Origin of the sequence: Nostoc sp. (assembly GCF_036918015.1) — a bacterium.
Taxonomy (GTDB): Bacteria; Cyanobacteriota; Cyanobacteriia; order Cyanobacteriales; family Nostocaceae; genus Nostoc.
Map to the genome: position 1 here is coordinate 87,912 of NZ_JBALEO010000089.1, position 25,893 is coordinate 113,804.

At 40.4% G+C, this 25,893-nt stretch carries 22 protein-coding genes; 14 read left to right on the forward strand and 8 right to left on the reverse strand.

What is annotated here, in order from left to right:
• Nucleotides 1-54 precede the first annotated feature (54 nt).
• Nucleotides 55-846 (reverse strand): ion transporter, encoded by a 792-nt coding sequence (locus V7K61_RS27175; RefSeq protein ID WP_335058255.1) that lies wholly within the window; start codon nt 844-846, stop codon nt 55-57.
• A gap of 88 nt (nt 847-934) precedes the next feature.
• On the opposite strand from V7K61_RS27175, the gene V7K61_RS27180 reads away from it, so the two are divergent.
• Nucleotides 935-1,360: a nucleoside deaminase gene (locus V7K61_RS27180; RefSeq protein WP_335058257.1), complete on the forward strand. Its 426-nt coding sequence runs from the start codon at nt 935-937 to the stop codon at nt 1,358-1,360.
• 128 nt (nt 1,361-1,488) lie between these two features.
• On the opposite strand, the gene V7K61_RS27185 is transcribed toward V7K61_RS27180, so the two are convergent.
• Nucleotides 1,489-2,151: a response regulator transcription factor gene (locus tag V7K61_RS27185; RefSeq protein ID WP_335058363.1), complete on the reverse strand. Its 663-nt coding sequence runs from the start codon at nt 2,149-2,151 to the stop codon at nt 1,489-1,491.
• Nucleotides 2,151-3,416 (reverse strand): sensor histidine kinase, encoded by a 1,266-nt coding sequence (locus V7K61_RS27190; protein ID WP_335058259.1) that lies wholly within the window; start codon nt 3,414-3,416, stop codon nt 2,151-2,153. Before V7K61_RS27190 ends, V7K61_RS27185 begins: the two co-directional genes overlap by 1 nt.
• Nucleotides 3,417-3,791: 375 nt before the next feature.
• Here V7K61_RS27190 and V7K61_RS27195 point away from each other — a divergent pair, with 375 nt between their 5' ends.
• The 4 genes from V7K61_RS27195 (at nt 3,792) to V7K61_RS27210 (ending at nt 5,922) form a co-directional block, all read left to right on the forward strand.
• Nucleotides 3,792-4,310 (forward strand): Spy/CpxP family protein refolding chaperone, encoded by a 519-nt coding sequence (locus V7K61_RS27195; protein ID WP_335058365.1) that lies wholly within the window; start codon nt 3,792-3,794, stop codon nt 4,308-4,310.
• Nucleotides 4,311-4,380: 70 nt separating this feature from the next.
• On the forward strand, nt 4,381-4,902 hold the full coding sequence (locus V7K61_RS27200) for a Coq4 family protein (protein ID WP_335058261.1): 522 nt from the start codon (nt 4,381-4,383) through the stop codon (nt 4,900-4,902).
• Between the two features lie 162 nt (nt 4,903-5,064).
• A complete protein-coding gene (gene sipA, locus V7K61_RS27205; RefSeq protein WP_335058263.1) occupies nt 5,065-5,307 on the forward strand; it encodes a regulatory protein SipA in 243 nt (80 codons plus the stop codon).
• Nucleotides 5,308-5,364: 57 nt separating this feature from the next.
• Complete coding sequence (locus V7K61_RS27210) at nt 5,365-5,922, forward strand: peroxiredoxin (RefSeq protein WP_335058367.1); 558 nt, start codon at nt 5,365-5,367, stop codon at nt 5,920-5,922.
• Between the two features lie 182 nt (nt 5,923-6,104).
• Here V7K61_RS27210 and modA read toward each other — a convergent pair whose 3' ends face one another.
• Nucleotides 6,105-6,914: a molybdate ABC transporter substrate-binding protein gene (gene modA, locus V7K61_RS27215; RefSeq protein WP_335058265.1), complete on the reverse strand. Its 810-nt coding sequence runs from the start codon at nt 6,912-6,914 to the stop codon at nt 6,105-6,107.
• A gap of 95 nt (nt 6,915-7,009) precedes the next feature.
• Here modA and V7K61_RS27220 point away from each other — a divergent pair, with 95 nt between their 5' ends.
• A complete protein-coding gene (locus V7K61_RS27220) occupies nt 7,010-7,453 on the forward strand; it encodes a TOBE domain-containing protein (protein ID WP_094347650.1) in 444 nt (147 codons plus the stop codon).
• A 220-nt stretch (nt 7,454-7,673) separates the two neighbouring features.
• Here V7K61_RS27220 and V7K61_RS27225 read toward each other — a convergent pair whose 3' ends face one another.
• The gene (locus tag V7K61_RS27225) at nt 7,674-8,642 is read right to left on the reverse strand and encodes a TauD/TfdA dioxygenase family protein (protein WP_335058267.1); all 969 of its coding nucleotides are present in this window, start codon (nt 8,640-8,642) and stop codon (nt 7,674-7,676) included.
• 742 nt (nt 8,643-9,384) lie between these two features.
• On the opposite strand from V7K61_RS27225, the gene V7K61_RS27230 reads away from it, so the two are divergent.
• The 4 genes from V7K61_RS27230 to V7K61_RS27245 all read left to right on the forward strand — a co-directional run bounded on the left by V7K61_RS27230 (nt 9,385) and on the right by V7K61_RS27245 (nt 16,842).
• Nucleotides 9,385-10,977 (forward strand): glycosyltransferase family 39 protein, encoded by a 1,593-nt coding sequence (locus tag V7K61_RS27230; protein ID WP_335058269.1) that lies wholly within the window; start codon nt 9,385-9,387, stop codon nt 10,975-10,977.
• 298 nt (nt 10,978-11,275) lie between these two features.
• Nucleotides 11,276-15,235, forward strand: coding sequence for a DUF2157 domain-containing protein (locus tag V7K61_RS27235; RefSeq protein ID WP_335058271.1), 3,960 nt, complete (start codon nt 11,276-11,278; stop codon nt 15,233-15,235).
• A 118-nt stretch (nt 15,236-15,353) separates the two neighbouring features.
• Complete coding sequence (locus tag V7K61_RS27240; protein ID WP_335058273.1) at nt 15,354-15,620, forward strand: type II toxin-antitoxin system Phd/YefM family antitoxin; 267 nt, start codon at nt 15,354-15,356, stop codon at nt 15,618-15,620.
• A gap of 859 nt (nt 15,621-16,479) precedes the next feature.
• Nucleotides 16,480-16,842, forward strand: coding sequence for a hypothetical protein (locus V7K61_RS27245; protein WP_335058275.1), 363 nt, complete (start codon nt 16,480-16,482; stop codon nt 16,840-16,842).
• A gap of 37 nt (nt 16,843-16,879) precedes the next feature.
• On the opposite strand, the gene V7K61_RS27250 is transcribed toward V7K61_RS27245, so the two are convergent.
• On the reverse strand, nt 16,880-17,839 hold the full coding sequence (locus V7K61_RS27250) for an NAD-dependent epimerase/dehydratase family protein (RefSeq protein WP_335058277.1): 960 nt from the start codon (nt 17,837-17,839) through the stop codon (nt 16,880-16,882).
• A gap of 592 nt (nt 17,840-18,431) precedes the next feature.
• On the opposite strand from V7K61_RS27250, the gene purD reads away from it, so the two are divergent.
• Both purD and nblS read left to right on the forward strand, forming a co-directional pair.
• Entirely contained in the window at nt 18,432-19,709 is a 1,278-nt protein-coding gene (purD, locus tag V7K61_RS27255; RefSeq protein ID WP_335058279.1) for a phosphoribosylamine--glycine ligase, read from the forward strand.
• A 139-nt stretch (nt 19,710-19,848) separates the two neighbouring features.
• Nucleotides 19,849-21,795, forward strand: coding sequence for a two-component system sensor histidine kinase NblS (gene nblS / locus V7K61_RS27260; RefSeq protein ID WP_335058281.1), 1,947 nt, complete (start codon nt 19,849-19,851; stop codon nt 21,793-21,795).
• 201 nt (nt 21,796-21,996) lie between these two features.
• On the opposite strand, the gene V7K61_RS27265 is transcribed toward nblS, so the two are convergent.
• Nucleotides 21,997-22,368, reverse strand: a complete 372-nt coding sequence (locus V7K61_RS27265) for a zinc ribbon domain-containing protein (protein ID WP_099100140.1) — start codon at nt 22,366-22,368, stop codon at nt 21,997-21,999.
• 258 nt (nt 22,369-22,626) lie between these two features.
• On the opposite strand from V7K61_RS27265, the gene V7K61_RS27270 reads away from it, so the two are divergent.
• Nucleotides 22,627-24,006 carry an AAA family ATPase gene (locus V7K61_RS27270; RefSeq protein WP_335058283.1) on the forward strand — a complete coding sequence of 460 codons (1,380 nt, stop codon included), beginning with the start codon at nt 22,627-22,629 and terminating at the stop codon, nt 24,004-24,006.
• Nucleotides 24,007-24,008: 2 nt separating this feature from the next.
• Nucleotides 24,009-24,761 (forward strand): chromosome partitioning protein ParB, encoded by a 753-nt coding sequence (locus V7K61_RS27275; RefSeq protein WP_335058285.1) that lies wholly within the window; start codon nt 24,009-24,011, stop codon nt 24,759-24,761.
• A gap of 147 nt (nt 24,762-24,908) precedes the next feature.
• Here V7K61_RS27275 and V7K61_RS27280 read toward each other — a convergent pair whose 3' ends face one another.
• Nucleotides 24,909-25,856: a glycosyltransferase family 2 protein gene (locus tag V7K61_RS27280; RefSeq protein WP_335058287.1), complete on the reverse strand. Its 948-nt coding sequence runs from the start codon at nt 25,854-25,856 to the stop codon at nt 24,909-24,911.
• Between the last annotated feature and the right edge of the window lie 37 nt (nt 25,857-25,893).

Sequence of the window (25,893 nt, forward strand, 5' to 3'; positions counted from 1 at the left end):
GGTTGGGGGTGGGGTTCTTGTACCTCACTCAACATATTTAATTTCACCAGATGTTTAATCAATCCTACGACTAGGTAACTTAGTCCCGCACCTCTGACAAAACCCAGCATTTACATCATGGAAAGCTAAACCACAACCTGAACAAACTATTTCTACCTGATTAGCAGTTTTCACCACTCGCTTAATTAAATCTCCTACTTGCCAAGGAATCAGTGCGATTCCGGTAAAAATCATCAATACTGTTAACAAGCGTCCTAATTCCGAAATTGGAATAACATCACCAAATCCTACAGTTGTCATTGTGACAACAGAGAAGTAGAATGCATCCAAAAATGTACCGTAATTTTCAGGATTAACTGGATGCTCGACTTGATAAATTAAGCCAGAATAAATAAAAACAATTGCAAACAATGTAAATAATATTCGCGCGAAAATCATCCCATCTTCACTGCTGATACTAGCGAATAAAAACTTTCTATCTATAAATCTAATTAATCGTAAAATCCGAAACCATCGTAATAGGCGGATAAAGCTAATATCCACCATACCTAGAAAAAATGGCAGAATCGCCATTAAGTCAATAATCGAATAAAAGCTAAAAATATACTTAATTTTGTTTTCCGCACTCCACAGGCGGAGTAAATATTCCACAGCGAAGATGATGACGATCGCAGTATCAGCGACATTTAACTGAAACCGCATATCATCAGGAATATTATATGTTTCTGCCACAAAAATTCCTGATGATATTAGCACCAAAGAGGCAAGGGTTAAATTAATCGCTTTACCTATTGGTGTTTCTAGGTCTTCTAAGTAAAATTCTGTTTCTTGTCTGCTCAGTAACATATTCGACCATTAATACATCTTAATTCCCAGTTATAACATTAGAAATACGATATTATTAACCATTATCCTTATGTTAACCTCAGCTTATATGAACCCAGAATCTTTTATGCGTTTAGCATTGGCAGAAGCAAAAGAAGGTGATGCACCCTACGGTGCAGTGATTGTTAAAGATAACGAAGTCGTTGCCGTAGCTCATAATACTGTGAGGAGAGACAACGATCCATCAGCCCATGCAGAAATCAATGCTATTCGTAGTTTAACAGCTAAACTGAAAAACCCCTCTTTAGAAGGTTATAGCATATATACAACTGGCGAACCTTGTCCGATGTGTGCAACTGCTTGTGTTTGGAGTGGTTTATCAGAGATTGTATATGGTGCTTCAATTCAAGATTTAATTTCAGTAAATCAATCACAAATTAATATATCTTGCGAAGAGGTAATCGATAAGTCATTTAGGAAAATAAAAGTCACAAAAGGCGTTTTAAAAAATGAATGCTTGGAGTTATTTAAATAAACTGAATTCAGATTCCTGACTTATTTAAAGTCGGGAATCTGCGGTTTACAATTCTCAAAACTAAAATAGAATTGCTATAGAGCTTAAAATTACAAATTACGAATTACGAATTACGAATTACGAATTATTTAACTTGGCTCATTCAAATAGGATAAATATGTATTTGCCCAAATTGCAGCTTGAGTGCGATCGCGCAAATTCAACCTGTTTAAAATATTCGTAACATGATTTTTTACTGTCCCCTCAGAAATGTAGAGTCCGTGAGCAATTTCTCGGTTACTAGCGCCTGTAGCAATTAAGCGCAAAACCTCTTTTTCTCTAGGAGTAAGTTCAGCTAAACTAGATGGTAAAGACGGTGAATGAGTTGGTGCAACATGAGAAAATTGAGTCAACAGCTTTTTAACTATACCTGGGCCCAAGTGAGTATATCCTTTATGAACGGCACGAATAGCAACAGCTAATTCTTCTGATGGTGTATCTTTCAATAAATAACCCATAGCCCCATTCTTTAAAGCTGCTGACACATATTCATCATCATCAAAAGTCGTTAGGACTAAAATTTTAGTTTTGGCAAAACGTTTTTGAATCTCCTTTGTGGCTGCAACTCCATCCATAATCGGCATTCTGATATCGAGCAATATTACATCTGGCTGAAATTCTGCAACAAAATTAATTGCTTGTTCGCCGTTTTCTGCTTCTCCAACTATTTCTAAATCTGGTTCTAATTCTAATAATGCTCTTAATCCTTGACGGATTAAACTTTGGTCATCTACCAGCAATACTTTAATCATTATGTTAACCATGTTAAGGGAATATTAACTGTAATTTTGCAACCAGAGCCAAGAGCGCTATTAATATTAAACTTACCCCCAAGTGCTAAAGTGCGATCGCGCATACTATGAAGTCCAAAACCAGTAGTATTTTGCCCGACATCAAAACCTTTACCATTATCCTGAATTATCAATCGCAAATTGCCTTTAGTCGTAGTGAGTTCCAATTTTACCTCTGTTGCATCCGCATATTTAGATATATTAGTTAAAGATTCTTGAGTAATCCGGTAAATAGCAGTATTGATTTCAGGTGATAGAGAATATTCCAGGTTGATTTGATATATTGGTAATATCCCATTAAAGCGATGAAAATTTTCTGAAAGACTAGCGATCGCATCTTCTAAAGATTGTTCTTGTAAAGGATTAGAACGCATAGTAGAAACGGATTGACGGACATCTTTTAGCGCCTTTGAACCCAATTCCTTTGCAGTTGCGAGAAATGTTTCAGCCTTACCTGGGTTAGATTGCCATAGTTTTAAAGCAGTTTCTAATTGCAGATTTAAAGCAGTCAGAGAGTGTCCTAATGAATCATGAATTTCACGAGCAATGCGGTTACGTTCTTCTAAGGTAGCTTGATTTTCAATTTGCATAGCATATTGACGGAGTTTGTCGTTAGCAAGAGCTAGCTTTTCTCGACTTTGCCGTTCAGACAAAACTGCATTCATCATCAACAACACAAAAACCAAACTTAAGCCAAATACTAGCGACGAATTCAAAATCAAAAATCGATATCGCTCTTGTGCCTGCGGCGATGCTTGAAAATTGAATAACTGATATTTTAGTTGTGTAGTAACTAAAAATAAGGCAAATGACAAAGCTGTAATGAATAAGCGCCCATTTAACTGAAAAATTAGGCAACTGCGAGTCACTAAAATTATATAGAGAAAAGGGAAAAGCCGAGCAAATCTTTCCCCAAAAAGTCCAACTATTAAAATTAATAAAATTTCAATAGCTGTATATATTATCTTAGTTGTCTGATTTTTTCTGGGTAATCTTAAGCCCATTAACGCAAAAATAATCAGACTATAAATTGACAAATCTGGCAATATACTACAAACTGACAAGTCTGGAAATGCACCACAAATTGATAGTTCTGGAGGCTTGGGACGGAAACGCCGTAACGGAGGTGGTATAACAGCTGTCAATGCGGTGATCGCCAGTAATGTCCACTCCAGATAAAGCAGAGACGGAAAAGGATGTTTCTTAATTTCAATTGGACGACTCATGAGTCGCGTTGCTCCAGTTATAAGTTATGAGTTATGAGTTATGAGTTAGGAATTAGAAGTTAATAATTCCGAAGATTTGAGCAGTGGCTTCCGCCGCTTACAATTTTCGCTGAAGGAGAAATCAAAAGTAAATTCAAACAACAGAATCGCTAGTTAATAATCTAAACAATGACTTATAAAATCATCATAATCAAAATTTTCAAGATTTATAACTCCTAACTCCTAACTCCTAACTCCTAACTTCTAACTCTTAACTATCTATTGTCAATCATGACTTTAGTCATGGGTATAACCATGACTTTCTCCTCATGTAACTGTTGAAGATAAGTTCTTATGATGGTGGCATCCAACCAGGAAAAACCCACCACACAAGTAATGAAACTCAAAGCATTATCGCTAGTTGCTTCCGCTATCGCTCTCACTTTAACTGCAACCTCCTTTGCTGTTCACGCTCAAACAGCTTCTCCTTCACCCCTGTTACTTGCACAAACTCCACAAAAAGAAAGAGGCCCTTGGAAAGAGTTGGGTCTAACAGATGCCCAAAAAACCCAAATTCAGACGATTCGCCGCGATAGCCGCGCCAAATTTGAAGCAGTTTTGACCCCAGAACAAAAAGCAAAATTAGAGGCAGCGAAACAAGCACGTCGGGCTGAGTGGCAAGCGCGTAAGGCTCAGGGGCAAACAGGTCAAGGTCAACGCCAACCCGGCCAACGTCGAGGAAAGGGTGGTTTTGGTGACTTAAATCTGACTGAAATACAAAAAAACCAAATGCGACAAATCCGCGAGTCTGAAAAACAACAGATTCAAGCAGTCTTAACCCCGGAACAGCGTCAAAAAATGGAGCAATTTCGTCAAAATGCTCCATCACGCCGTCAACAAGGCAATCCTCAATAATCATCTTTCAAAAAATAATAATTCTGGGGTGGGCAATACTCGCCCATCTCAATCCCAAAATAGATAGATTATGATGCAACCCTTTGCGGCTTCACCAAATCCCGCTCCTCGTCTGCAACACGTTTTAGATGTACTCGATCGCATCGCCCAAGTACAGGGGCGAGATGTTCCCCAAATTGTGGAAATAGAGAAATTGCGTTTCCTCCCTACTGGCACTTTTGGCAGAACTTGGGCAGACTTCCTCAATGAACACAATTTAAAACCCTTTACTACAGGTAGCCGCCGTAAACAACTCCATGACGGGGTTCACGTTCTCACAGGCTATGGCACAGACTTCATTGGTGAAGCAGAAGTACAGGCATTTTTATTAGGAACAAAATTTAGCATAACTAACTTGATGCTGGGACTAGGACTGTTGCGAGTCATCCATAAAAACTTAAATTCTCGACAACAATTCACCTGGAACAGACTTTGGCAAGCATACCAACGCGGTTGTCACTCTCACTTTGACCCAGATACTTGGCAACCAGAGTTACTTTGGCACTTACCCTTGACTGATGTCCAGGCATTGTTTTCTATAGTTAAAAATTAACAGACTTCTTGCAGAAGATGCGGAAAGGGGAAAAACTTTATCCCCTTTCCCTTTCCCATATTTTGAGTGCTGAGTTCTGAGTGCTGAGTGCTGAGTTCAATTTAGTAGACTTTCAAGCTAGTTTTGAGTTATGAGTTAATCAAAACTCCTAGCTTAATTAAGATGTCCAATGAATTCGCAATTGGTAGTAAAGTCCGTGTTGTGGCGCTACCAGCCTACGTCAAAACTGCTGAACCTATGCCCATGTTGCGCCCTCCCAATGTCATTCACATTGGTGAAGAAGGTATAGTCATTGACCGCAGACCCGGTGGATATTGGGGTATTCGCTTTGCTAGGGGGGCTTTTCTCCTAGATAGTCAATACATCGAAAGCACAGATACCCCTGCCGAATCTAACTTAGAATAAGATTTCTCGCAACCAAGAATTGTAAACTTGTGTAAAGTTGTGATTCTGGTTTACACCATGATTTCCCGCCGCACTTTTTTAAGCATATTATTTGCCAGCTGTATTTCTATCATCAGCTGGCTGAATTTTACCCCTGCTGCTAATGCTATGGGTGGTAAACTTCCGGCAATTAATCAACCCGCACCTGAGTTTACTTTGCCAACCAATACAGGTGATGGCAAAATTTCCCTCTCTGACTTGCGCGGTAAATGGCTAGTCCTGTACTTTTATCCTAAAGACTTCACGTCTGGTTGTACTATAGAGGCTCGTCGTTTTCAGCAAGACTTACCCCAATACCTTGAAAAAAACGCTCAGATTATTGGCGTTAGTGCCGATGACATTGATTCTCACGCCAAATTTTGCGATTCAGAGGGACTAAAATTCCCCCTGTTGGCTGACACTGATGGTTCAGTAAGCAAAGCTTACGGTTCGTGGCTCGGCTTTTTATCTATGCGCCACAGTTTCATCATCGATCCTCAAGGCTTCTTGCGCGAGACTTTTGTCAAAGTCAACCCAACTATTCACAGTTCAGAAGTGCTGGCACGACTCGAAAAATTACAGTCCACAGCTTCTTAAATGATTAGCCTAAGTTAGGGATTTGTCTCCTTGGCTTAGGCTAACAATAATCAAGCGGTTAATTCAAAATTAGCTACTGGAAGAACTTGCATACATCTAAATTCTCCCCCTTACTTAAAGGCTATTCATTACTTGGATCTTTCTTAAAATTTGTAAGAGCGATCGCTAAAGAAATAGAGTGATTATTTTTTATTTCCTTCGGGCACAATAAAACCATATTTTTTGAGTACAGTTTTGACTTCACCGCCAGATAGAAACTGGACAAATTCTTTGGCAGCAGAAGGATTTTTACTGCTTTTAATTATTGCTACCGGATAGACAATCGGTGAGTGAAATTTATCATCAGCAGCAACTACGACTTTTACCTTGTTGGAAATTTTGGCATCAGTGGCATAAACTAAACCCGCTTCGGCGTTACCACTTTCTACTGCTGCTAAAACTTGACGCACATTGTTAGCAAAGACAAATTTCGACTTGAGGCGATCGTAAAGTTTCAATTTCTTCAAGACTTGCTCACCATATTGACCGGCGGGTACGCTTCTGGGTTCACCGATCGCAATTTTTTTAATCTTACTATCTGTTAAATTGTAGAAGCTATAGATGCCAACAACATCCTGAGGCACAATCAAGACTAGACGGTTATTTGCTAGGTTAGTACGGCTACCTGATAGCAACAGTCCTTTTTGTTCCAAGGCATCCACTTGCTTTTTGCCAGCAGAAATAAAGATATCCGCTGGCGCACCTTGCTCAATCTGTTGCTGCAAGGCACCAGAAGCCCCAAAGTTATAACTAATATTGATATTTGATTTACTTTGTTGGTACAAAGGCTTAATTTCTTCCAGTGCCTCTTTTAAGCTGGCGGCTGCGGATACAAGTATGCTGGTGTTCGACTGTGCTATTACAGGAGAAGGACTAAACAACGGTAAACCAATTGCTAGCAGCAAGCCAGCGATCGCTATACCCAGGAAGCCAAAAATTTGTCTTCTTTTCATATAAAAGGCGTTTGAAAGGTTTCTTCCATAAAATTGATGCTAGGTAAAATAGTACCAAAAATACCAACATTTAACCAACTAAAGCGGTAAAAAATATGCCTAGAAAAGAACAAGGGTGGGTCACATTCCAAACCTCAGAAGAGGAGCGAAAGATTTTGGAAGAGTTTTGTGGCCAGTCTCAGCGAACTAAAACCGAGATTCTCCGGGAACTAGTACGTGGTCTTAATCAACACTCTTCACCATCAAACTTGCTACCATCCATAAACACAGAAGAGGAAGATATCTACACTCAAATGCCTGAGATAGAAATTAGTCTTCAAAAGAAACCACTCAAAGTTAGCTCTCGCAATATTCTCAAGGGTGTTGTTAAGCGAGTTGTTACTGGAGCCGTTAATAGTGAAGTAACGCTGGAGATTGTTCACAAAGTTGAGTTAACTTCAATTATCACCAGAGTATCGGTAGAAGAGTTGGATTTATCTGAGGGGAAAGAGGCTTATGCCGTTATTAAGTCCAACGATATAGTTATTGCCAGAGAATAGCCTGGATTTCTCACAAGTGAAAAATCCAAGGGGTGTGGGAGGTGTGGGGGGATGGGTGAGGTCTGTCGAATTCACGTTAAAACAGGCTTTATGCCTGGCTTTGAGACTTAGCTTGTATACTTCACTAACTTGAAATCCGCTGTAAATTTATATTTTGCTAAATACTTTAGTAGGTAAACTGGGCTACGAACAGCGCAGCCCTTGTTTACCACTCTGTAGCTTATGAAAGCGCTGATACTGCTTCTTGCTTCTCAGTTTTGTTCTTCAATACGGTTGGTAGTTCACTATTGAACACCTCACCTTCAACCACTTGCGATCGGAAACCATCGGGCCCAACTGGAACATCGCCCGTGATGGTGGTGCGATAGAGGACGCGCTCGACTTCCAGATGATCCAAGTCTTGAGGGGCCAAATGGGAGGTGGCGCGGTTGTCCCAGAACGCAATGTCGCCGTTATTCCAGCGGAAGCGGGTGGTGTAGGCTGGCTTGGTAATCTGGTTGAAGAACAACTCAAGCAGTAAGTCGCTCTCTTGTCGTGATACGTCAAGAATGTGCGAGGTGAAGCCAGGGTTGACGTACAATGCGCGTTCACCAGTCTCAGGATGAACCCTTACTACTGGGTGGATTGAAACCAGGGGATTGGCTGCGATGCGCTGGGCAATCTTGCTGTTGCTGGGGAAAGTCAAACGCGCATTGAAGCGATGTTCGGCTTTTAATGTGTCTGCCAATGTCCGTAGGGGTGCTGATAGACCTTCATAGGCTGCGACTAGATTTGTCCATTGTGTGTCACCACCGAAGCTAGGGACATTAACCGCACGCAAAATTGACGCCGCAGGTGGGTTGACAACTGCTGTGACATCGGTGTGCCAACGGCTCTCGTAGCTGGAACGGCGTAGACCATTGCGCCGCTCGTAACGGCTGCGGTCAATGGGTAGGATTTCTGAGAAACCTTCAATCGGCTCATCTTCGTGGGGATGTGCGTAAGTCACTTCGCCGAAACGAGCCGTGAACGCAATCTGTGCCGCATGATCGATGTTTTGACCGCGAAAGAACACGACTTTCCACTTCAATAGTGCTTGACGAATTTCTTTGACCGCATCATCGTGCAAAGGACGCGATAGGTCTATGCCGCTGATTTCAGCACCGATGAAACCTGCTACTTGTTTGACCTCAATGTGTTTATTGCTCATGTCAATTCTCCATAGTTTGATTGATAGGGCGGTACGGTGTTCGCACTCGTCCGTTTACTTTAGATATGTTGCTTGCGCTTAATGGCTACATACCAAGCGATCGCAATTTCAAACATTATACTATAAATCGATCAATTTACCGTAGTATTTACTAACCATATTTTAGACTGCTGGAACAACGGTCGATTTAGTCCAGGCAAGGTCAAGTTAAAATTCGCAACACAGATGAGGTGACAAGCAAGCTACGGATACCGAATACTGTCGGGCAAGCAACCATATTGGTAGGTAAGAGTAGGTGGTACAACTCTTACGCTTCTGTCAAAAAGGAGTCTTTTTGGAACTTACAACGATTGCACAATAGCGTCTCTGTATTCTTTGCTACTCACAGACGTATTTATAATAATATTTTCATCTAAACTTTATAAAATCTTTTTATTTGTAACTCCAGTATTTTATTGATTGATTAATTTATACTGTAGGATGACAAAGAAACAATTATATTTACTAGAACTATAAGTATAATTTTGCCAAAAGCTGCAAAATCAATTAATACTTGTTAAAAATAAAACAATACCTTGTATTTACTTTTTAATTTGTAAACTATATAAATAAATCCTAATTTTAGTCCACTCTCCTATTGCAAGATACTAATTTGATTTTGTTATTAGCCTGTTGCTAATAACAAACTATGAGTTGCCTTTTTATCAAGGTTAATTAAGGCTTTGAGGAGATTGAAAACTACATGAAAAAGCAATTATCACAAAAATGGACTATTTCTAAATATTGGTTACGTTTTTTAATCATCATCTTATTAGTAATAGGTGTATTTTTTCGTTTCGTCAATATTGACAAAAAAATTTATTGGGGTGATGAAGTTTTGTCATCATTACGCATATCTGGCTATCAGCTGTCGGAAATGAAAACGCAATTAAGTAATGGTCGTTTGATTGGCATAGAAGATTTACATAAATACCAGCATACTAATCCTGAAAAAAATGTAATTGATACAATTAAAGGGCTTATTTTAGAAGACTCGCAGATATTGCCACTATATATCTTGATGACCCGGTTTTGGGTGGAGTGCTTTGGCAATTCTATAGCAGCGATCAGAAGTTTTTCGGCATTTATTAGTCTGCTTACTTTTCCTTGTCTTTATTGGCTATGTCAAGAATTATTTGAGTCTTCACTAGTTGGGTGGATAGCCATTGGGTTAGTAGCCATTTCACCGATTCATATCGTGTATGCACAAGAAGCGCGATCGTACAGTTTAGGGATATTAGCCATCTTAATGTCGAGCGTAGCACTGCTGCGAGCTATGCGCCTTCAAACCAAAGTTAGTTGGTGCATTTATGTAGCAACATTATCAATAGGGTTTTATACTCATCTATTTTTTACCTTGGTTGCTTTTGCACAGGGAATTTATGTAGTTACAATCGAACGCTTTCGATTGAGTAAAACATCGATTTACTACCTGCTATCATTGCTTGCGGGGTTTATAAGTTTTGTACCTTGGATTTGGATTATTATTACTAATCCTCAACCAGAAGCAGTCACTTGGGCGAATACTAAACAAACATTATTTATGTCAGTTTTCAGGTGGGCTGGTATCTTTAGTCGTGCGTTTCTTGATTTAGGTATTAGTCCTAATGAACCTGGAAAACTGAAGTTTGTCTTAATTCCTTTTATTTTAATTATTTTAGCTTTAATCAGCTACTCAATTTATCTTGTGTGTCGAAAAACCTCTAAAGAAGTTTGGTTATTTGTCTTAACCTTGATTGGATCTTTAGGGCTTCCTTTACTGATAACAGATTTCGTATTTCAAAAGCGATTCGCGACTAGTCGATATACACTTCCTTCAGTTTTAGGTATACAGTTAGCTGTGGCTTACCTATTTACCACTAAGATTACTTCTATTTATACTAAAGCTTGGCAAAAAAAGTTTTGGTCGCTTGTAGTGTTTATGGTAATTATGGGTGAAGTTGTATCTTGTGTGGTTCACTCTCAAGCGCAGATTTGGTGGAACCAAGTACCTGATAAATACCAAGAATATCCTCAAATTGCTAATATTATTAATCAAGGAAAGAAACCGCTTTTAATTAGTGATGAGGATAATATTATTCCGCCACTACAAGTACTTAGTGAATTAATCGACCCAAAAGTGCAATTTCAAATTGTCGGAAAAAATCAGTTACCAAAGATTACTAATGGCTTTAGTGACATATTTTTGTTCTTGTTCGAGCCGTCTGACTTTTTAAAAGCTGGAATTGAAAAAGTTTATCACTCAAAGTTACAGCAGGTAAACCAATATCTCTGGAAAATAACAAAACCTAATTAAACTAAGTACACGAGCATATCTAGGGGTATCGCAAAGACGCGATAAATCGCGTCTCTACATCAGGGTTTTGGGTTTATCTAAACTGTATTGGGTTAAAAATTAATATCAATTAGCCTGATATAGCGGTTCTCAGTTCAGTGAGGTACAAGAACCCCACCCCCAACCCCCTCCCCGCAAGCGAGGAGGGGACTATGATGTACCTTGTATGATTAGTAAACGCTATAAGTGGCACAGTTAGAGCAAAAATATACTTTAATTAAACAAATAATTTAAGTATATACTTGTACTGCTGCCGCTTATGTCATCGCCCCTTGAGCGCCCGCTAAAAATTGAAATCAGGCTGCCATCTTCCCATCCTCAGTTATTAGAAGGACTGGATATATGGCTGCGTTTAGGTCTAATATCTGATGCCCAAGTCAGGCAGTTATGCCGAGAGTTTCTGGTGTGTGCGGTGGTGTTGCAACCCCAGGCTGAAACGACAACAAAGGTAGTATTTGCAACTTCCGACTCCGTGCAGCAGTTGCCCGTAGCAGCTTTACAATCTAGTAGCGGTAAACAACCACAACAAAAATCAGCTAAACCCAACTTCATCGGCACAATGTTGCAGTCCTTGGGAGCAGAACTGAGTGTCCGTTGGCTACTTTTTCTAGGAGTTTTCCTGGTAGTCGTATCTTCTGGGGTACTGGCTGCTAGTCAATGGGTGAGGTTTCCCGCTGCTGGACAATACGGGGTTTTATTTGCTTATACTTTGAGTTTTTGGGGATTAAGCTTTTGGGCGACTAGGCAAAATAACCTCAGATTGACGGCTCAGACATTGCTGATTGCCACTCTTTTGTTAGTGCCAGTGAATTTTTGGGCAATGGATAGCTTTAAATTGTGGCAAAATCCTGTGGATTGGATTGTAGTTGCGATCGCCTGTCCTACCCTGACTGCTATAACTGTTTTACTCTCCAAAAATCGGACTATTTTTACCAATTTACATACTGGCAAATTACCTCTGGTAAATATTCTAGGGCTGAGTTATCTGCATTGGGGTTGGCAGTTAAGAGGATTTCCTTTAATTGCTGTTTATCTGGCAACGATCGCTACAACTATCATTACCGTTTATCACAATCTTTTCCAACAGCCTCATACTGTCAGCGACGATCGCCGTAGGCTAAGTATTAGTTTACCTGCTGCTGTAATTATTTATTCTTTAATAGTATTGTTAGTGCGGGCAATTTTTGTTACCAAGGTAGATGTCACACTGTTGGGGTTAGCTATTGGCATTTGTGGCTGGTTGATGACTTGGTTAGCAGAGCAGAGGAGGGCAGAGGGGCAGGGGGGCAGGGGGGCAGAGGAGGTAACATTAATATTCCCCTCATCTCCCTCATCCCCCTCATCCCCCTCATCCCCCCCATCCCCCTCATCTCTCTTACTCTGGGAAAGACTTGGTGGGGTTTTACTCTTTTTGGGTTGGGTGGTATCGGTAGTAAATTATCCTTGGCAAGCAATAGCTGTCAGTGGTTTGGGTTTGTGGTTTGTGGGGAGTCGTTTGTGGCGGTACAGTTTAAAGCGAGACTTTGCAGGGGTTTTTGTCATCGGCTTAGAGACGATTTTGCTAGGTTGGCGATTAGTACCTAATAACTTACAGAAATTAGCGATCGCAACTAGTACCCAAATCACCAATTCTCAAAATGAACCTTGGGCGCTACTGGGTATAGCTTTATTTCCCTACGTAATTTTGATGGTGGCGCTTACAGATAATTTGTATCGCAGCCAAAAGCGAGAATTAGCTAAGTTTGGCGAACTGCTTGCTCTGTTATTTGGAGCTTTTTTAACAACGATCGCTATCGTAAATCCCCCATTGCGATCGCTAAATCTGCTATTTTCTACCGCCACTCTCGCATTCGTTACTCAACGCCGCTCTCCCTCATCTCTTTCCTTGGTATACCTAACTCACATTATGGGGGTGCTAACGTTTTGCTTTACCATTAATTGGTTATTCCCCAGCCTGACTCAACAATGCTGGGCAAGTATTTTATTGGCTCTCATGGTTGCAGAATGGCGATTTAGCTTGCAAGAAGGACTATGGCGACGTAGTGCATGGGATATCGGTTTAGGATTAGCCGCAGCTAGTTTTTTCCTCTTGTGGATAAATTCAGAATCATCTTGGTATGGCATCGCTGATAACCGATCTGATTGGGGAGTTTTATGGCTAGTTACGCCTTTAGCTCTCACAGGTGTTGCCAATGCCGCAATTATAGAGCGGCGGATTACTAGCCGTTACTTGAGTGTCTTGGCTGTGATAATTGCCCAGCTACTAACTTTACAACTACCAGGAATCAGATTAATTGGTTTGGCTGTAGGTGCTGGATTGATGTTTGTAAATACGCGCTATTTGCGCAACCAAGTATCTGCGGTAATTACAGAAGGATTTGTTTTAAGTTTCATTGGGGCGCTGCTGTGGACAGGTGTGCCTGGTTTGCCTCGCCTAGAGGTAGCAGGTTGGTTTGTTGTAGGAGCGATCGCAATTCTAAGTCTATGGTTAGCGCGGACTGTTTTCAGCCGACGCGGTAACGAATTAGCAGTTATCTATGCAGCCGCTAGCGATAAATGGGCGATCGCTTTGTGTAGTGTTGAATTATTAAGTTTGACGCTGCACTCAGTGTTGATTTACCAAGGGTTTACGACTTCAGGATTTTTGTTCTTAATTGCCACTGTAATTACCTTGGCAGCCATTGTTTATCGGAGTTGGCGCGAACCGACAAATTGGGCATTTTATGGCATTGGTTGGTGTTTGGAATTGTTAATTGCTCAGGTGCTAGGGTTGGGGGAACATTCAATTGTGAGAATTGCAATCGCAAACATCGCCTTGGGTTTAATTACTCAACTTATCGGCGAGTGGTGGCAGCGACGACATCAATTAGAAAGGTTTCCTAGCAGCCTGCACATTTTGCCATTAATTTATGGTGCATTTAGTGTATTGCTGCGTTTGAATACCTTCACCGAGTGGACAGGTTTGTATTCCTTGGGTGTAGCTTTAATTATTATTGGCGTAGGGCGACGGCACGAGAGCTTCAAACCCTTACTGTATTTAGGAATTATTGGCGTATCAATTTCTGCTTATGAACTTTTGTTCTATCAAATGTTACAAGCTTCAGGAGGAGCATTAGGTGATGGATTAATTGCCATGTCTACCCTTGGCGCAAGTATCATGTATGCTTACCGCATTCTGTCGCCAAGGCTAGTCAGCTATTTACGTCTAACTCCCCAAGAATTGAAAAGAATTGCCCATATTCACTGGGTTTGGAGTAGCTGTTTATTAATGGCTGCTATTCCTCTTCCCATTGCAGTTAACCGTTTGGTGGGATTGGGAACTGGAGTATTTTTGATTCGCTATGCCATCTTTCAGGGACGCAATTTCCGCACTTCCCCCAGCATCTTGGGAGGAATTACAATCGCCGAGATGTGGGTTTACCTTGGCTTATTAGAGGTAGCCGGGATGAGGATTTATTGGCGAGAGACAGCAGTAGGGCGATTTTGGGCTGGGCCATTAGTTCCTTGGAATGGTGCGATCGCTTGTGTGGTAGCCTACTTTTTGTACATCCTACCTTGGGAAAGTTGGGGTTGGTCTAAAAGACCTTGGCAACAAGCTGCATACATCATACCTCTGATAATTTTATGGGAAACCAGACTGCAAACTTACCCCATTACCTTAGTAATCGCAGCTGGATTTTACATCTTTTTAGCAAAAATAGGTGAAAACATCCGTTTCACCTATATTAGTGTGGCGTTGATTGATTGGGCACTTTATCGCGGGTTTGATTCCTTACGCCTAACTGATACTTTGTGGTATGTAACACCAATTGGGTTATCACTGCTTTATATTGCTCAAGTGGATACCCAACTGAAGCTACCAGAGTACAAAACATCTCGTCATTTTCTGAGAGTGCTAGGTAGTGGTTTAATTTGTGGATGGGCAATTTTATTTCATCAAAACGCAGCTTGGATACCGGGAATTTTTAGTCTCATCGCCATTTTTGCCGGATTAGCTTTGCGAGTACGGGCTTTTCTCTACATTGGTACAGCCACTTTTTTAATCACTACAATCTATCAATCAGTAATTTTCAGCTTGCAGTACTCTTTTTTAAAATGGGTTGTTGGCTTGCTAGTTGGCATCTTACTAATTTACATCGCCGCTAACTTTGAAACCCGTCGCGCTCAAATAACTTCTTTAATTCGTAGCGCCATTGATGAATTTCAATCATGGGAATAGGTAAGCTAAGGATTAAACTAATTAAACAGGCGATCGCCTAAATTCAAGATACTTGTAAAATTAAGCAAGAGCGATGGCTCTGCCAAAGCTTTAAGCTAATGCATAGAAGTACAAAATAATGACACGGATTCCATTAACAGAAGCTCAACTTCGTTTACCCGAACTGATTGCAAATCTCCAACCCGGTGAAGAAGTGCAGATTTTTTCCGGCAATCGCACCGTTGCCAGATTGATTGGTGAATTCCAACCACCCCGGAAGCCTCGCCAGCCCGGTACTGCAATTGGAACCCTAACCATTGTGTCCGAAGATGAAACCCACTTGGAAGACTTTAACGACTACAACCTACCGTCAACCGCAGTGCGATCGCTCATCCCCGTAGGTTGAATTGACGTAAGAAAACCCAACATTCATTAGCTCAAATAAAATGCGATCGCTTGTGTGGTAGCCTACTTTCTGTACATCCTACCTTGGTAAAATTGGGGTTGATATGGATAGACTCACAAAGCGATCGCCATAGCCTATCCTGAAATTATTTTTGTTATCGTAATACCAATTTGACAAAAGAACGCGACAAATAGACCATTTGTAGAGACGCGATTCATCGCGTCTTTACCCAAGGATGTGTTGCAATCATTAATTGAATTGGTATTATTTGTTGGAAGTCCTTAATACATCAAAAAATATTGCTCCAGGGTTGACGTTTCGGTGTTTCGCGCACTCTGTAGCAACTTCTGCCTTCCCTGTAAGAACTTCCGCCTTGACATTTCAGTGTTTTGCGCAGCCTGTAACAACTTCCGCCTTCCTTGCAAGAACTTCCGTCTTGACGTTTCAGTGTTTTGCGCAGCCTGTAAGAACTTCTGCCTTGACGTTTCGGTATTTCGCGCACTCTGTAGCAACTTCCGTCTTCCCTGTAAAAACTTCCGCTTTTGCGCTAGCAACTTCTGCTTTAACTTCGTTTATCTTTGTTGGGTTGCGCTTTGCTTCACCCAACCTACAATTTTTTTTAACCCAAGCGTATTGGGTTATGAAAAGGAGAGAGGGAGGTTGTTGAGCGGCTTGCCTTGAGCGAAGTCGAAAGGAGTCGAAACACTGCCTTCTGCCTTCCTCAATAAAAATTGGTGAAAATACTCAAATTTTAGTCTTTCAAAAAAATAAATAATTTTACTCAGGACAACCTTTTAAAAAATTGTCCACTATGGAATTACTAAAAGTTTAGGTTATCTTTTCAGATCAAGGAGTATTAATGGCAAGGCCAAAACGTGACTCACGTATTCTTAGCAAAGCTGAAATGCGCTTGGCAAGTATTAAATCTATCAGTCCTACTCTAGATGTAGGAGATAGCTTAACAGTTAAAGATTATACTGATAAAATTGAAAGTCTTCGTCAATCTTTGGAAGCTTACAATACTACCCTCTCTAATATTGATGTTTTACTAACCCAAATTATTGAAAATGAACAAGATTTAGCAGATTATTCTGAAAAAATTTTGCTTGGTGTTGCTCATAAGTTTGGTAAAAATAGCCATCAATATCAGATGGCTGGGGGTACTCGTAAAAGCGATCGCAACCGTGCTGTGCGCCAAGGTGTTGTTTTGACTACCAGCTAAGGCAAAACGGTTAAACAGATAAAGAGAATGAGGAAAATTAGGAAGATAGGGAATACAAAGATTTCACCCACTCCCATTCTTTCGTCAAACCCTCTTTTAGGGAGACTTGCGGCTGATATCCGAGAATTTTCTGTGCTTTAGATACATCAGCAGCCGTGTGGCGCGCGTCTCCCATCGCTTTTTCTATGTGGTTTCTTTTGATTGGCTTCCCAACAATTTCTTCAATCGTATCTAAAACTTCTGCTAAAACTACCCTACTACCACCACCGATATTAAAGATTTCTCCCACTGCTTGGGGTGCGGTGGCGGCGGCTAAATTAGCGGCGACAATATCACTAACAAACGTAAACTCCCGCGTTTGCTGGCCATCGCCGTAAATAGGAATCGCCTCATCGTGCAAAATGGATTGAAAAAACTTATTAAATGCCATATCTGGGCGCTGTTTGGGGCCATAAACTGTAAAATAGCGCAATGTCACACAGGGCACACCAAAGTTCTTGTAATACAGTTCACACAAAAACTCTGCTGCTAGCTTCGTAATGCCGTAAGGAGAAACCGGTTGAGGACAAATTCTCTCGTGGGTAGGTAATGTTTCTGCATCACCATATACACTTGATGAAGAGGCAAAAACTAATCTTTTGAGGTGTTTAGCATCCTTAGCAGCTTCCAGCAAAACTTGTGTAGCGTTAACATTTCGTTCTGTATAGCCTCGAAAAGCTTTACCCCAACTTGCTCTCACCCCTGCTTGTGCCGCTTGATGGTAAACTACATCAACATCTTTTAGGAGTTTCTGCCAATCTAAAAACTGCATATCTCCTTCAATTAATGCAAAACCAGGTAAACGATATAAGTGTGCAACATTGTTTCGCTTTAACATCGGATCGTAATAATCATTAAATTCATCAATCCCGATCACTTCATTTCCTTGTTGCAACAATCTTTCTGCAAGATGAGAACCAATAAAGCCTGCAACTCCAGTAACGATAATTTTAGCCATGTTGCCGATTTTTTATATCCTGATTAACCACAATATTCACAAGTTAATAATTATAATCAAAAATTGGTTATTAATTGATTATTTTTTTATAGATAAAAAGATAATTCAACTAATACACTTGTGCTGAAAAGATGTTACTAACTTTATTTATAGGATTACTATTTGATTTTTGAACAACACGTAGGGTGTGTTATCGCGAAGCGTAACGCACCATTTTCAAGGGTTTGGTGCGTTAGACTAAAGTCATAACGCACCCTACAAATACTTAATTTTTTTCAGAAATCAAACCGAATTCCTATAGTAATTGCTAACAATAAAAATTAAAATTTTACTAATTAGTTAAATTTAATTTAAAGACAAAACTTACAATTCAGATAAACCCAAAATACTTGTAGAGACGGCGATTTATCGCGTCTCAAGTATATGTGGGACAAACATTTGAGCTTAAATTGACACCAATCAGCCTATTTTGACTCCTGAATTCTCCTGTAAACCAGAAGAAACTTGCACAAGTGTGAGAATTGATGAAAAAATTGATTTGCGAGAGTCGAATCAGGTATTCTCATTTTGCAAGGGACGCACGAGGAAATCAGTGAAAGTTTTAGTTGTCGGTAATGGGGGGCGCGAACACGCTCTGGCGTGGAAACTGTTGCAATCTAAGCAAATTGAGCAAGTTGTCTGTGTACCAGGGAATGGGGGCACAGCAAGTATGGAACGTTGCCAAAATTTGCCCTTAGCTGTAGATGATTTTGAGGGAATGAGCCGATATGCTCTAGAACATGGCATAACTCTGGTGATAGTTGGGCCAGAAGTCCCCCTATCTAAGGGAATCACAGATTATCTCCAAGATAAAGGATTGATGGTATTTGGCCCAGTCAGAGCCGGAGCGCAAATTGAGGCGAGTAAGGCTTGGGCAAAAGCCTTGATGCAAGAAGCAGGGATTCCGACGGCACGGGCTGCGGTATTTACGGAAGCTACGGCAGCAAAATCTTACGTCAAATCTCAGGGAGCGCCTATTGTTGTTAAAGCTGATGGCTTGGCCGCTGGTAAGGGTGTAACGGTGGCTGAAACAGTTGCACAGGCAGAAAGTGCCATTGATGCAATTTTTCAAGGACAATTTGGCAGTGCTGGGGAATTTGTCGTCGTTGAAGAATGTTTGATTGGGCAAGAGGTGTCAGTTTTAGCGTTAACTGATGGGTTAACAATTAGACCCTTGTTGCCAGCCCAAGATCATAAACGAATTGGTGACGGCGATACAGGCGAAAATACTGGCGGGATGGGAGCATACAGCCCCGCACCCATCGCTACACCAGAGTTGATGGCACGCATTCAAACAGAAGTGTTAGAAAGAGCGATCGCCACCTTAAGAGCTAAAGGCATTGATTACCGAGGCGTGTTGTATGCTGGGTTAATGATTACACCCGACGGCGACTTGAAGGTTTTGGAATTTAACTGTCGCTTTGGCGATCCTGAAACCCAGGTGATTTTGCCACTGTTAGAAACACCCCTAGAAGAGTTGATTCTAGCCTGTGTACAGCAGCGCTTAAGTGAATTGCCGCCCATTGCTTGGAAAGGGGGAGCATCTGCCACTGTGGTTGCCGCTTCCGGTGGTTATCCAGGAGAATATAAGAAGGGCCAGGTGATTACTGGCATTGAAGAAGCAGAGGCAACAGGAGCAACTGTATTTCATGCAGGGACAAAATTGAACCAGCAACAAGAAATAGCCACAGATGGGGGTCGAGTATTAAATGTGACCGGAATTGGAGAAAATTTTGAGCAAGCGATCGCCCAAGCCTACGCAGGTATCAAATATATTCAGTTTGAAGGGATGTATTACCGAAGAGATATCGGTCATAGAGTTAGGAGTTAGGAGTTAGGAGTTAGGAGTTAGGAGTTATTCACCATGCGCAATGCCCCATTCCCTCTTTCTCTAACATATTTGTCAAATTAACTGTTAATTTTTAAGTTGTTGGGCTTTATAACAAAGACTACTAACAACTTTATTTAAGATGCTAAGTCTGTTAAAAACAATTCGAGATGCGATCGCAAGTTGGTGGTCGGAGTTCACTCTCCAGACTAAACTGCTGGCTGTAGCCACAATGGTAGTTTCGTTGGTGATGAGTGGTTTGACCTTCTGGGCTGTGAATACAATTCAGCAGGATGCGCGGATGAATGACACCCGCTTTGGTCGTGATTTGGGGCTGCTACTTGCTGCCAACGTTGCCCCCTTAGTCGCGGACAATAATCTCACAGAGGTTGCCCAATTTTCCCAACGCTTTTATAGCAGCACCTCTAGCGTGCGTTATATGCTCTACGCCGATGAAAACGGGGAAATCTTTTTTGGCATTCCCTTTTGGGAAGCTGAGGTAGAAAACTCCCTTACCATTAAACGGCGGATACAACTGCCAGAAGATTACCCTGGTGATGGGGAAAAGCCGATGGTGCGGCAACACACAACCCCAGATGGGATAGTTACCGATGTATTTATTCCCCTGATTGTCAATAAAAGATACTTAGGTGTATTAGCGATCGGGATCAACCCCAATCAGACCGCTATTATCTCCACCAATTTTACTCGCGATGTCACCATTGCCGTTTTTATCACAATTTGGGTAATGGTGATTTTGGCAGGAGTGATTAACGCCTTGACCATCACCAAGCCCATTAAAGAACTGCTAGTGGGCGTAAAGCAAATTGCTACCGGGAATTTTAAGCAGCGCATTAATTTACCTTTAGGGGGCGAACTAGGGGAATTAATTTTAAGCTTTAATGAAATGGCAGAGCGATTAGAGCGCTATGAAGAACAGAATATTGAGGAACTGACCGCAGAAAAAGCCAAACTAGAAACCCTAGTTTCCACGATCGCAGATGGGGCTGTGTTGATTGATAACAACATGCAGGTGATTTTAGTCAACCCCACAGCAGAGCGAATTTTTGGCTGGGAAGCCGCTAATGTAGTCGGTTGCAATGTCTTACATCACTTGCCAGCATCAGTACAAATCGAAATCACCCGTCCCTTGTACGAAATGGCAGTGGGGGAATGCGAAAGCGCCGAATTCCGAATTTTTATTAACCAACCCATCCCACGGACGATCCGCATTCTCTTGACTACAGTACTCAACTCGCAAAGAGAAAGTATTAAAGGTATTGCGATTACTATTCAAGATATAACCCGTGAGGTCGAACTAAACGATGCCAAAAGTCAATTTATCAGCAACGTTTCTCACGAACTGCGAACGCCTCTATTCAACATTAAAACCTATATTGAAACCCTGCACGACTACGGCGAAGATTTAGCTTTACAAGAACGGCAAGAGTTTCTGCAAACAGTCAACCATGAAACCGATCGCCTCACCCGCCTAGTTAACGATGTTTTGGATTTGTCAAAACTTGAATCTGGTCGCAACTACAGCTTCGATGGGGTAGATTTAGCCCAAGCGATCGAGCAAACCTTGCGTACTTACCAACTCAATGCAAAAGATAAAGGTGTTGAACTTGTTCAGGAAGTTGCCCCTAATTTGCCGCTAGTATTAGGTAATTACGATCTGTTAGTACAAGTGTTTGGCAACCTAATTGGTAATGCCCTTAAATTCACCAAAGCCGGTGGTAAAGTAGCAATCCGCGCCTACCAACTAGATTTCAAACCCAGTCACACCGAATCTGCACCAGTGCGGATTGAAATTTCCGATACTGGAATTGGCATCGCTACAGAAGATCAACACTCAATTTTTGAACGTTTCTTTCGCGTAGAAAACCGAGTTCACACTTTAGAAGGCACGGGTTTAGGTTTATCGATTGTTAGAAATATCATCGACAGACATCGTAGTAAAGTCCATCTAGTCAGTGAAGTCGGCATTGGCACCACTTTTTGGTTCGACTTAGCCGCCTTTGAAGAAAAAGCGCCACTGATACAAGTTGAACCTATTGCAGAAGCATCCAAAATAACCACAGCCTGAAGATTAGGGAGTGGGGATTGGGTATAAGAGGCAGAGGGGCAGAGGGGCAGAGGGGCAGAGGGGCAGAGGGGCAGAGGGAAAACTTACTGCAACTCTCCCCTGCTCCCCTGCTCCCCTGCTCCCCTGCTCCCCTGCTCCCCTGCTCCCCTGCTCCCTTGCTCACCTGCTCCCCTGCCTCCCTTGCTCTCCACTAAACCCAAATCAAGACCTTAATATCACGAACAACAAACAGACCAATAATAAACCCAAAAGTAACAGCAAAGCCTGATTGCGTTTTACCCAACTTTTCACATTTATTGCAAAACTGTTAGTGTAACGCTGCTGTTCCAGCTCTAACTTTGTCTCTTCAATATTTTGGTAGAGCGTACAGTCTTTGGCGTAGGGACGTTTAGGAAAATTGCAAGTATCATCAGCGTGATAGGTGCAGGTGTCGCACAGATACCCATCCCCAGCGGCGCGGTGCAATGGAATACCGGGATGACCGTAAGCTTTGAGTGTAGTCCGGCAATAAGGACAACTAATAGCTTGACTATCAACAAGTTGATGGCAGTGGGGACAAGATACAGTAGCCAAAAGCTTTAGTGCAAATAGGTAAACACTTTGATTCTAGCCATTTACAGGGATAATGGGGAAATACATACGTAGCCTGTTAATTTTGAATATGGCTAGCTCTCAAAATTGGTTACTTTATCAGCATAAGTACTAATTTTGTGATGATTTTTTAGATTTTATAAGTGATTTTTATCACTCAACATAATTAAGGCTATGCCATAATCTAGCAAATATCAGGTTTTGTCCCAAGTCCAATAATTATTTAGAGGTAGAAAAATATTGCCTTTTAATCCTGAGATGTGCCGTAACGAAAGCGAAGTTGAAAGCAAACTCATAGTGCAATATTTGCTACCACAGCTAGGTTATACTCCTGACACCTGGCATCAAGAGGTTGCCATTGGTAGCATCCGCTTAGATTTTTTAGCATTTGCTGCACAAGTGATTCCCTTTGTCTTAGATGCCAACTCACCGCTGAGTGTTGTCATGGAGGCAAAGCATCCCAGACAAAACTTAAATAATCATGTTCCCCGACTCAGGCATTATTTAACCAGTTTGAATGTCAGGTATGGATTGTTGACTAATGGCAAAGAAATCAGAATTTATCAAAAATTACAATACGATATTCAACTAGTATTTCAGTGTTCTGGGAAGGAAGTTGAAACTAATTTAGAGAATATTAAAGGTTTAATTGGTAGAGATAGCCTGAAAGAAAGACAGTTAGTAGATAAAGCAGAAATTCAAATAACTGAAAATAATTTAAATTTGGAAACTAAGAGGCAACATTCAATGAAAACGATTGCAATCTACCATAATAAAGGCGGCGTTGGAAAGACTACTGTTGCAGTCAATCTTGCAGCAGCATTGAGTAAAAAAGGTAAAAAAGTACTGTTAATTGATATAGATTCCCAGGCAAATACTACTTTTGCTACAGGATTAATCAAATTTCAATTTGATGAAGATGATGATTTACGCGAACAAAATGTATCTTGTTTATTAGAATCGTCAGATTTCAATTTTATTCCAGAAATTATGCGTCAGTCTCATTTTTTTAATAATCCAGAAATAGATGTTGTTCCATCACACATTAACTTGATTGATAAGCAAGATACTCTAACTAGAATAGGAGTTAGCAAAAGTAGACTTATTCTCAAACTCAAAAATGTAGAAAACAATTATGATGTTGTAATTATTGATACTCCTCCATCAAGAGATTATTATGCAGAAGTTGCCCTGATTGCTTCTGATTATTTGATAATTCCTTCAGATTTAAAACCATTTGCAAACCAAGGTTTACCAACAGTTAAAAATTTTCTGAAGCAAATTAATGAATTTAGAGAACTTATGGGCAAGCTGCCAATTAAGATAATAGGGGTTCTTGCCTCTAAAATCTCAACTAACCCTAAATTTTTGCAGTACACTTTTCCAAAACAAAGAAGTGTTATATCTGAGCGCTATGAATTACCTTTAATGGAAGCAGTTATTTATGATAGAACCTCTCTGTCAGAATGTATGAATAATACTATAACAGTTGGAGATTTAGAATACCCAGACCCAAAATCAGTTATAAAATATGCAGAATCAAAAACTAATGCTCAACAATCTGCTATGGAATTTGAGATGTTAGCCAAAGAAGTTTTAGAAGAAATAGGAGTTAATTAATCATGAAATTTTATACTGTTGATGTCAAAAATATTACTTGTGATGTGCCTCCATCCAATTTTCCAAATGATGCTTTAAATAACCTCGCTGATATGATTATAGAAAGCGGGGGAATTATCAGACCATTAATTTTGAAAACTACAGGTTTAGAAACTTATGCAGTAGTTGATGGATACTTTGAATATTATGCTGCTGTCAGAGCAAGAGAAAAAAATCCTCGTCAATGCGAAATGGTAAATGCTTTTGTAATTTCCCCTAAGAATGAGGATAAAATATTTAAGCAAGTAGCTGCATTCAGAGAATTGGGTTCTGATGATAAACTAGGAGTTGAAAATCCAATTAAAACAAAGGATTCAGAATCAATTTCAAAAAATAATGATTTTAATTTGTTGGAAAAGCAAATTAATAATTTAAGGTCAGAACTGGCACAAGAGAGGCAAGAAAGGCAGAAACTATATGAGACTCTCAAGTTGATTGAAAGTCAGATACCCAAACAGATTACACCATTAGATGCATTTAATAGTCTAAGTTTGTTAGAACTTACTTTCAGATTAAGAACTGCTGGCTTTACTGATAAAAAAGCTGTTCAGGTTGCTGAAAATATAGAAAAAGAACGAAAAAAGAAAAACTTTGAATCTTTGAAAGACGTATTAGCAAGAGTAAAAATTGCCAGTGGAAAAAAACAGATTAAAGGTATCAGTGGCGATAAAATGGTAGATATTGTTGATAGCTGGTCACGCATCTTGTTTATTTAAAATTTAACTAAATCTCAGATAATCGTAGGTTGGGTTGAACGAAGTGAAACCCAACAATTAACGCTTAATGTTGGGTTTCGTTCCTCAACCCAACCTACACAGCTTTTTTAGATGACGTGAAAAGTAAGTTGCACAATATCTCAATGTCTAACCCTGCATTTGTCGCAGTGCATTAAACGCCTTACCTCGCAACCCAACTGGTAACAACGATAAACCTAAACCAGTCCAAGCTTTAGCAGTCGAAAAAGACTGTCCTGCTAAAACTAGCTCTCTACCTTGTTGTGTTTCACCCTTTTCAATTAAACGCAAACCTAATAATAATTGCGTTTCAGTTAAACGATTTTTCCTGACCTTTTCTAATTTTTCAGACTCAAACTTATAATTTTCTAAATACTGAATTTTATCAAATAAATAAGGAATGGCTCGATTAATACCTTGCTGCTCTGCATGGTAGCGATATTCCATCAATAATTCTGGTAAGTAATAGCCCTTTTTTCCAGCCAAAGCTAGACGCACAAATAAATCATTATCCTCACAATTTTGCAGATTGGGCTGCATATATCCTAATTCTTGCAAGGTTTTACGGCGAAATAATGTCGCCCCAACTTGAAAACTTTGCTGAATAAATACGACTTCCAACAAATTATTTACAACACCTGCGGGTAAATTCTTCCTACCCCAGCGATGAGAATTTTCTTGAGTTTTTGCCTCATCCCGGATATTGTTAATATCAATTATCCAATGGTCTGTACCAACAAAATCAATGCTAGAGTCTTCAGCAAGAATAGCTGCTGTACTTGCGAGAAAATCGGGTGTTAGTCGGTCGTCATCATCAAATTTGATAAAATATTCACCAGTGGCAGCATCAAAGCCAGAGCGCATATTATTACTTTTACCAATATTTTGCTGATGACGGATATATTTAATCCGATTGTCTGTATATTGTGACATCAATTCGGGTGTGCGATCGCTAGAACCGTCATCACAAATAATTAGCTCAAAGTCTTGCTCAGACTGATTGAGTACACTGTCAATTGCGAAAGGCAGTAAATTAACTCGATTAAACGTGGGAATGGAAACACTAACTTTAGGCATTTTTGCAAGATGAGAGTGGACATTGCTCACTAACTAA

What these genes read in the sequence shown, in the direction of transcription:
- V7K61_RS27275 (WP_335058285.1), top strand. Translation starts at nt 24,009, where the DNA reads ATGAAATTTTATACTGTTGATGTCAAAAATATTACTTGTGATGTGCCT.
- V7K61_RS27175 (WP_335058255.1), bottom strand. Translation starts at nt 846, where the DNA reads ATGTTACTGAGCAGACAAGAAACAGAATTTTACTTAGAAGACCTAGAA.
- V7K61_RS27235 (WP_335058271.1), top strand. Translation starts at nt 11,276, where the DNA reads ATGTCATCGCCCCTTGAGCGCCCGCTAAAAATTGAAATCAGGCTGCCA.
- V7K61_RS27195 (WP_335058365.1), top strand. Translation starts at nt 3,792, where the DNA reads ATGAAACTCAAAGCATTATCGCTAGTTGCTTCCGCTATCGCTCTCACT.
- modA (WP_335058265.1), bottom strand. Translation starts at nt 6,914, where the DNA reads ATGAAAAGAAGACAAATTTTTGGCTTCCTGGGTATAGCGATCGCTGGC.
- V7K61_RS27190 (WP_335058259.1), bottom strand. Translation starts at nt 3,416, where the DNA reads ATGAGTCGTCCAATTGAAATTAAGAAACATCCTTTTCCGTCTCTGCTT.
- V7K61_RS27245 (WP_335058275.1), top strand. Translation starts at nt 16,480, where the DNA reads ATGGCAAGGCCAAAACGTGACTCACGTATTCTTAGCAAAGCTGAAATG.
- V7K61_RS27180 (WP_335058257.1), top strand. Translation starts at nt 935, where the DNA reads ATGAACCCAGAATCTTTTATGCGTTTAGCATTGGCAGAAGCAAAAGAA.
- sipA (WP_335058263.1), top strand. Translation starts at nt 5,065, where the DNA reads ATGTCCAATGAATTCGCAATTGGTAGTAAAGTCCGTGTTGTGGCGCTA.
- V7K61_RS27220 (WP_094347650.1), top strand. Translation starts at nt 7,010, where the DNA reads ATGCCTAGAAAAGAACAAGGGTGGGTCACATTCCAAACCTCAGAAGAG.
- V7K61_RS27185 (WP_335058363.1), bottom strand. Translation starts at nt 2,151, where the DNA reads ATGATTAAAGTATTGCTGGTAGATGACCAAAGTTTAATCCGTCAAGGA.
- V7K61_RS27250 (WP_335058277.1), bottom strand. Translation starts at nt 17,839, where the DNA reads ATGGCTAAAATTATCGTTACTGGAGTTGCAGGCTTTATTGGTTCTCAT.
- nblS (WP_335058281.1), top strand. Translation starts at nt 19,849, where the DNA reads ATGCTAAGTCTGTTAAAAACAATTCGAGATGCGATCGCAAGTTGGTGG.
- V7K61_RS27210 (WP_335058367.1), top strand. Translation starts at nt 5,365, where the DNA reads ATGATTTCCCGCCGCACTTTTTTAAGCATATTATTTGCCAGCTGTATT.
- V7K61_RS27225 (WP_335058267.1), bottom strand. Translation starts at nt 8,642, where the DNA reads ATGAGCAATAAACACATTGAGGTCAAACAAGTAGCAGGTTTCATCGGT.
- V7K61_RS27240 (WP_335058273.1), top strand. Translation starts at nt 15,354, where the DNA reads ATGACACGGATTCCATTAACAGAAGCTCAACTTCGTTTACCCGAACTG.
- V7K61_RS27200 (WP_335058261.1), top strand. Translation starts at nt 4,381, where the DNA reads ATGATGCAACCCTTTGCGGCTTCACCAAATCCCGCTCCTCGTCTGCAA.
- V7K61_RS27230 (WP_335058269.1), top strand. Translation starts at nt 9,385, where the DNA reads ATGAAAAAGCAATTATCACAAAAATGGACTATTTCTAAATATTGGTTA.
- V7K61_RS27280 (WP_335058287.1), bottom strand. Translation starts at nt 25,856, where the DNA reads ATGCCTAAAGTTAGTGTTTCCATTCCCACGTTTAATCGAGTTAATTTA.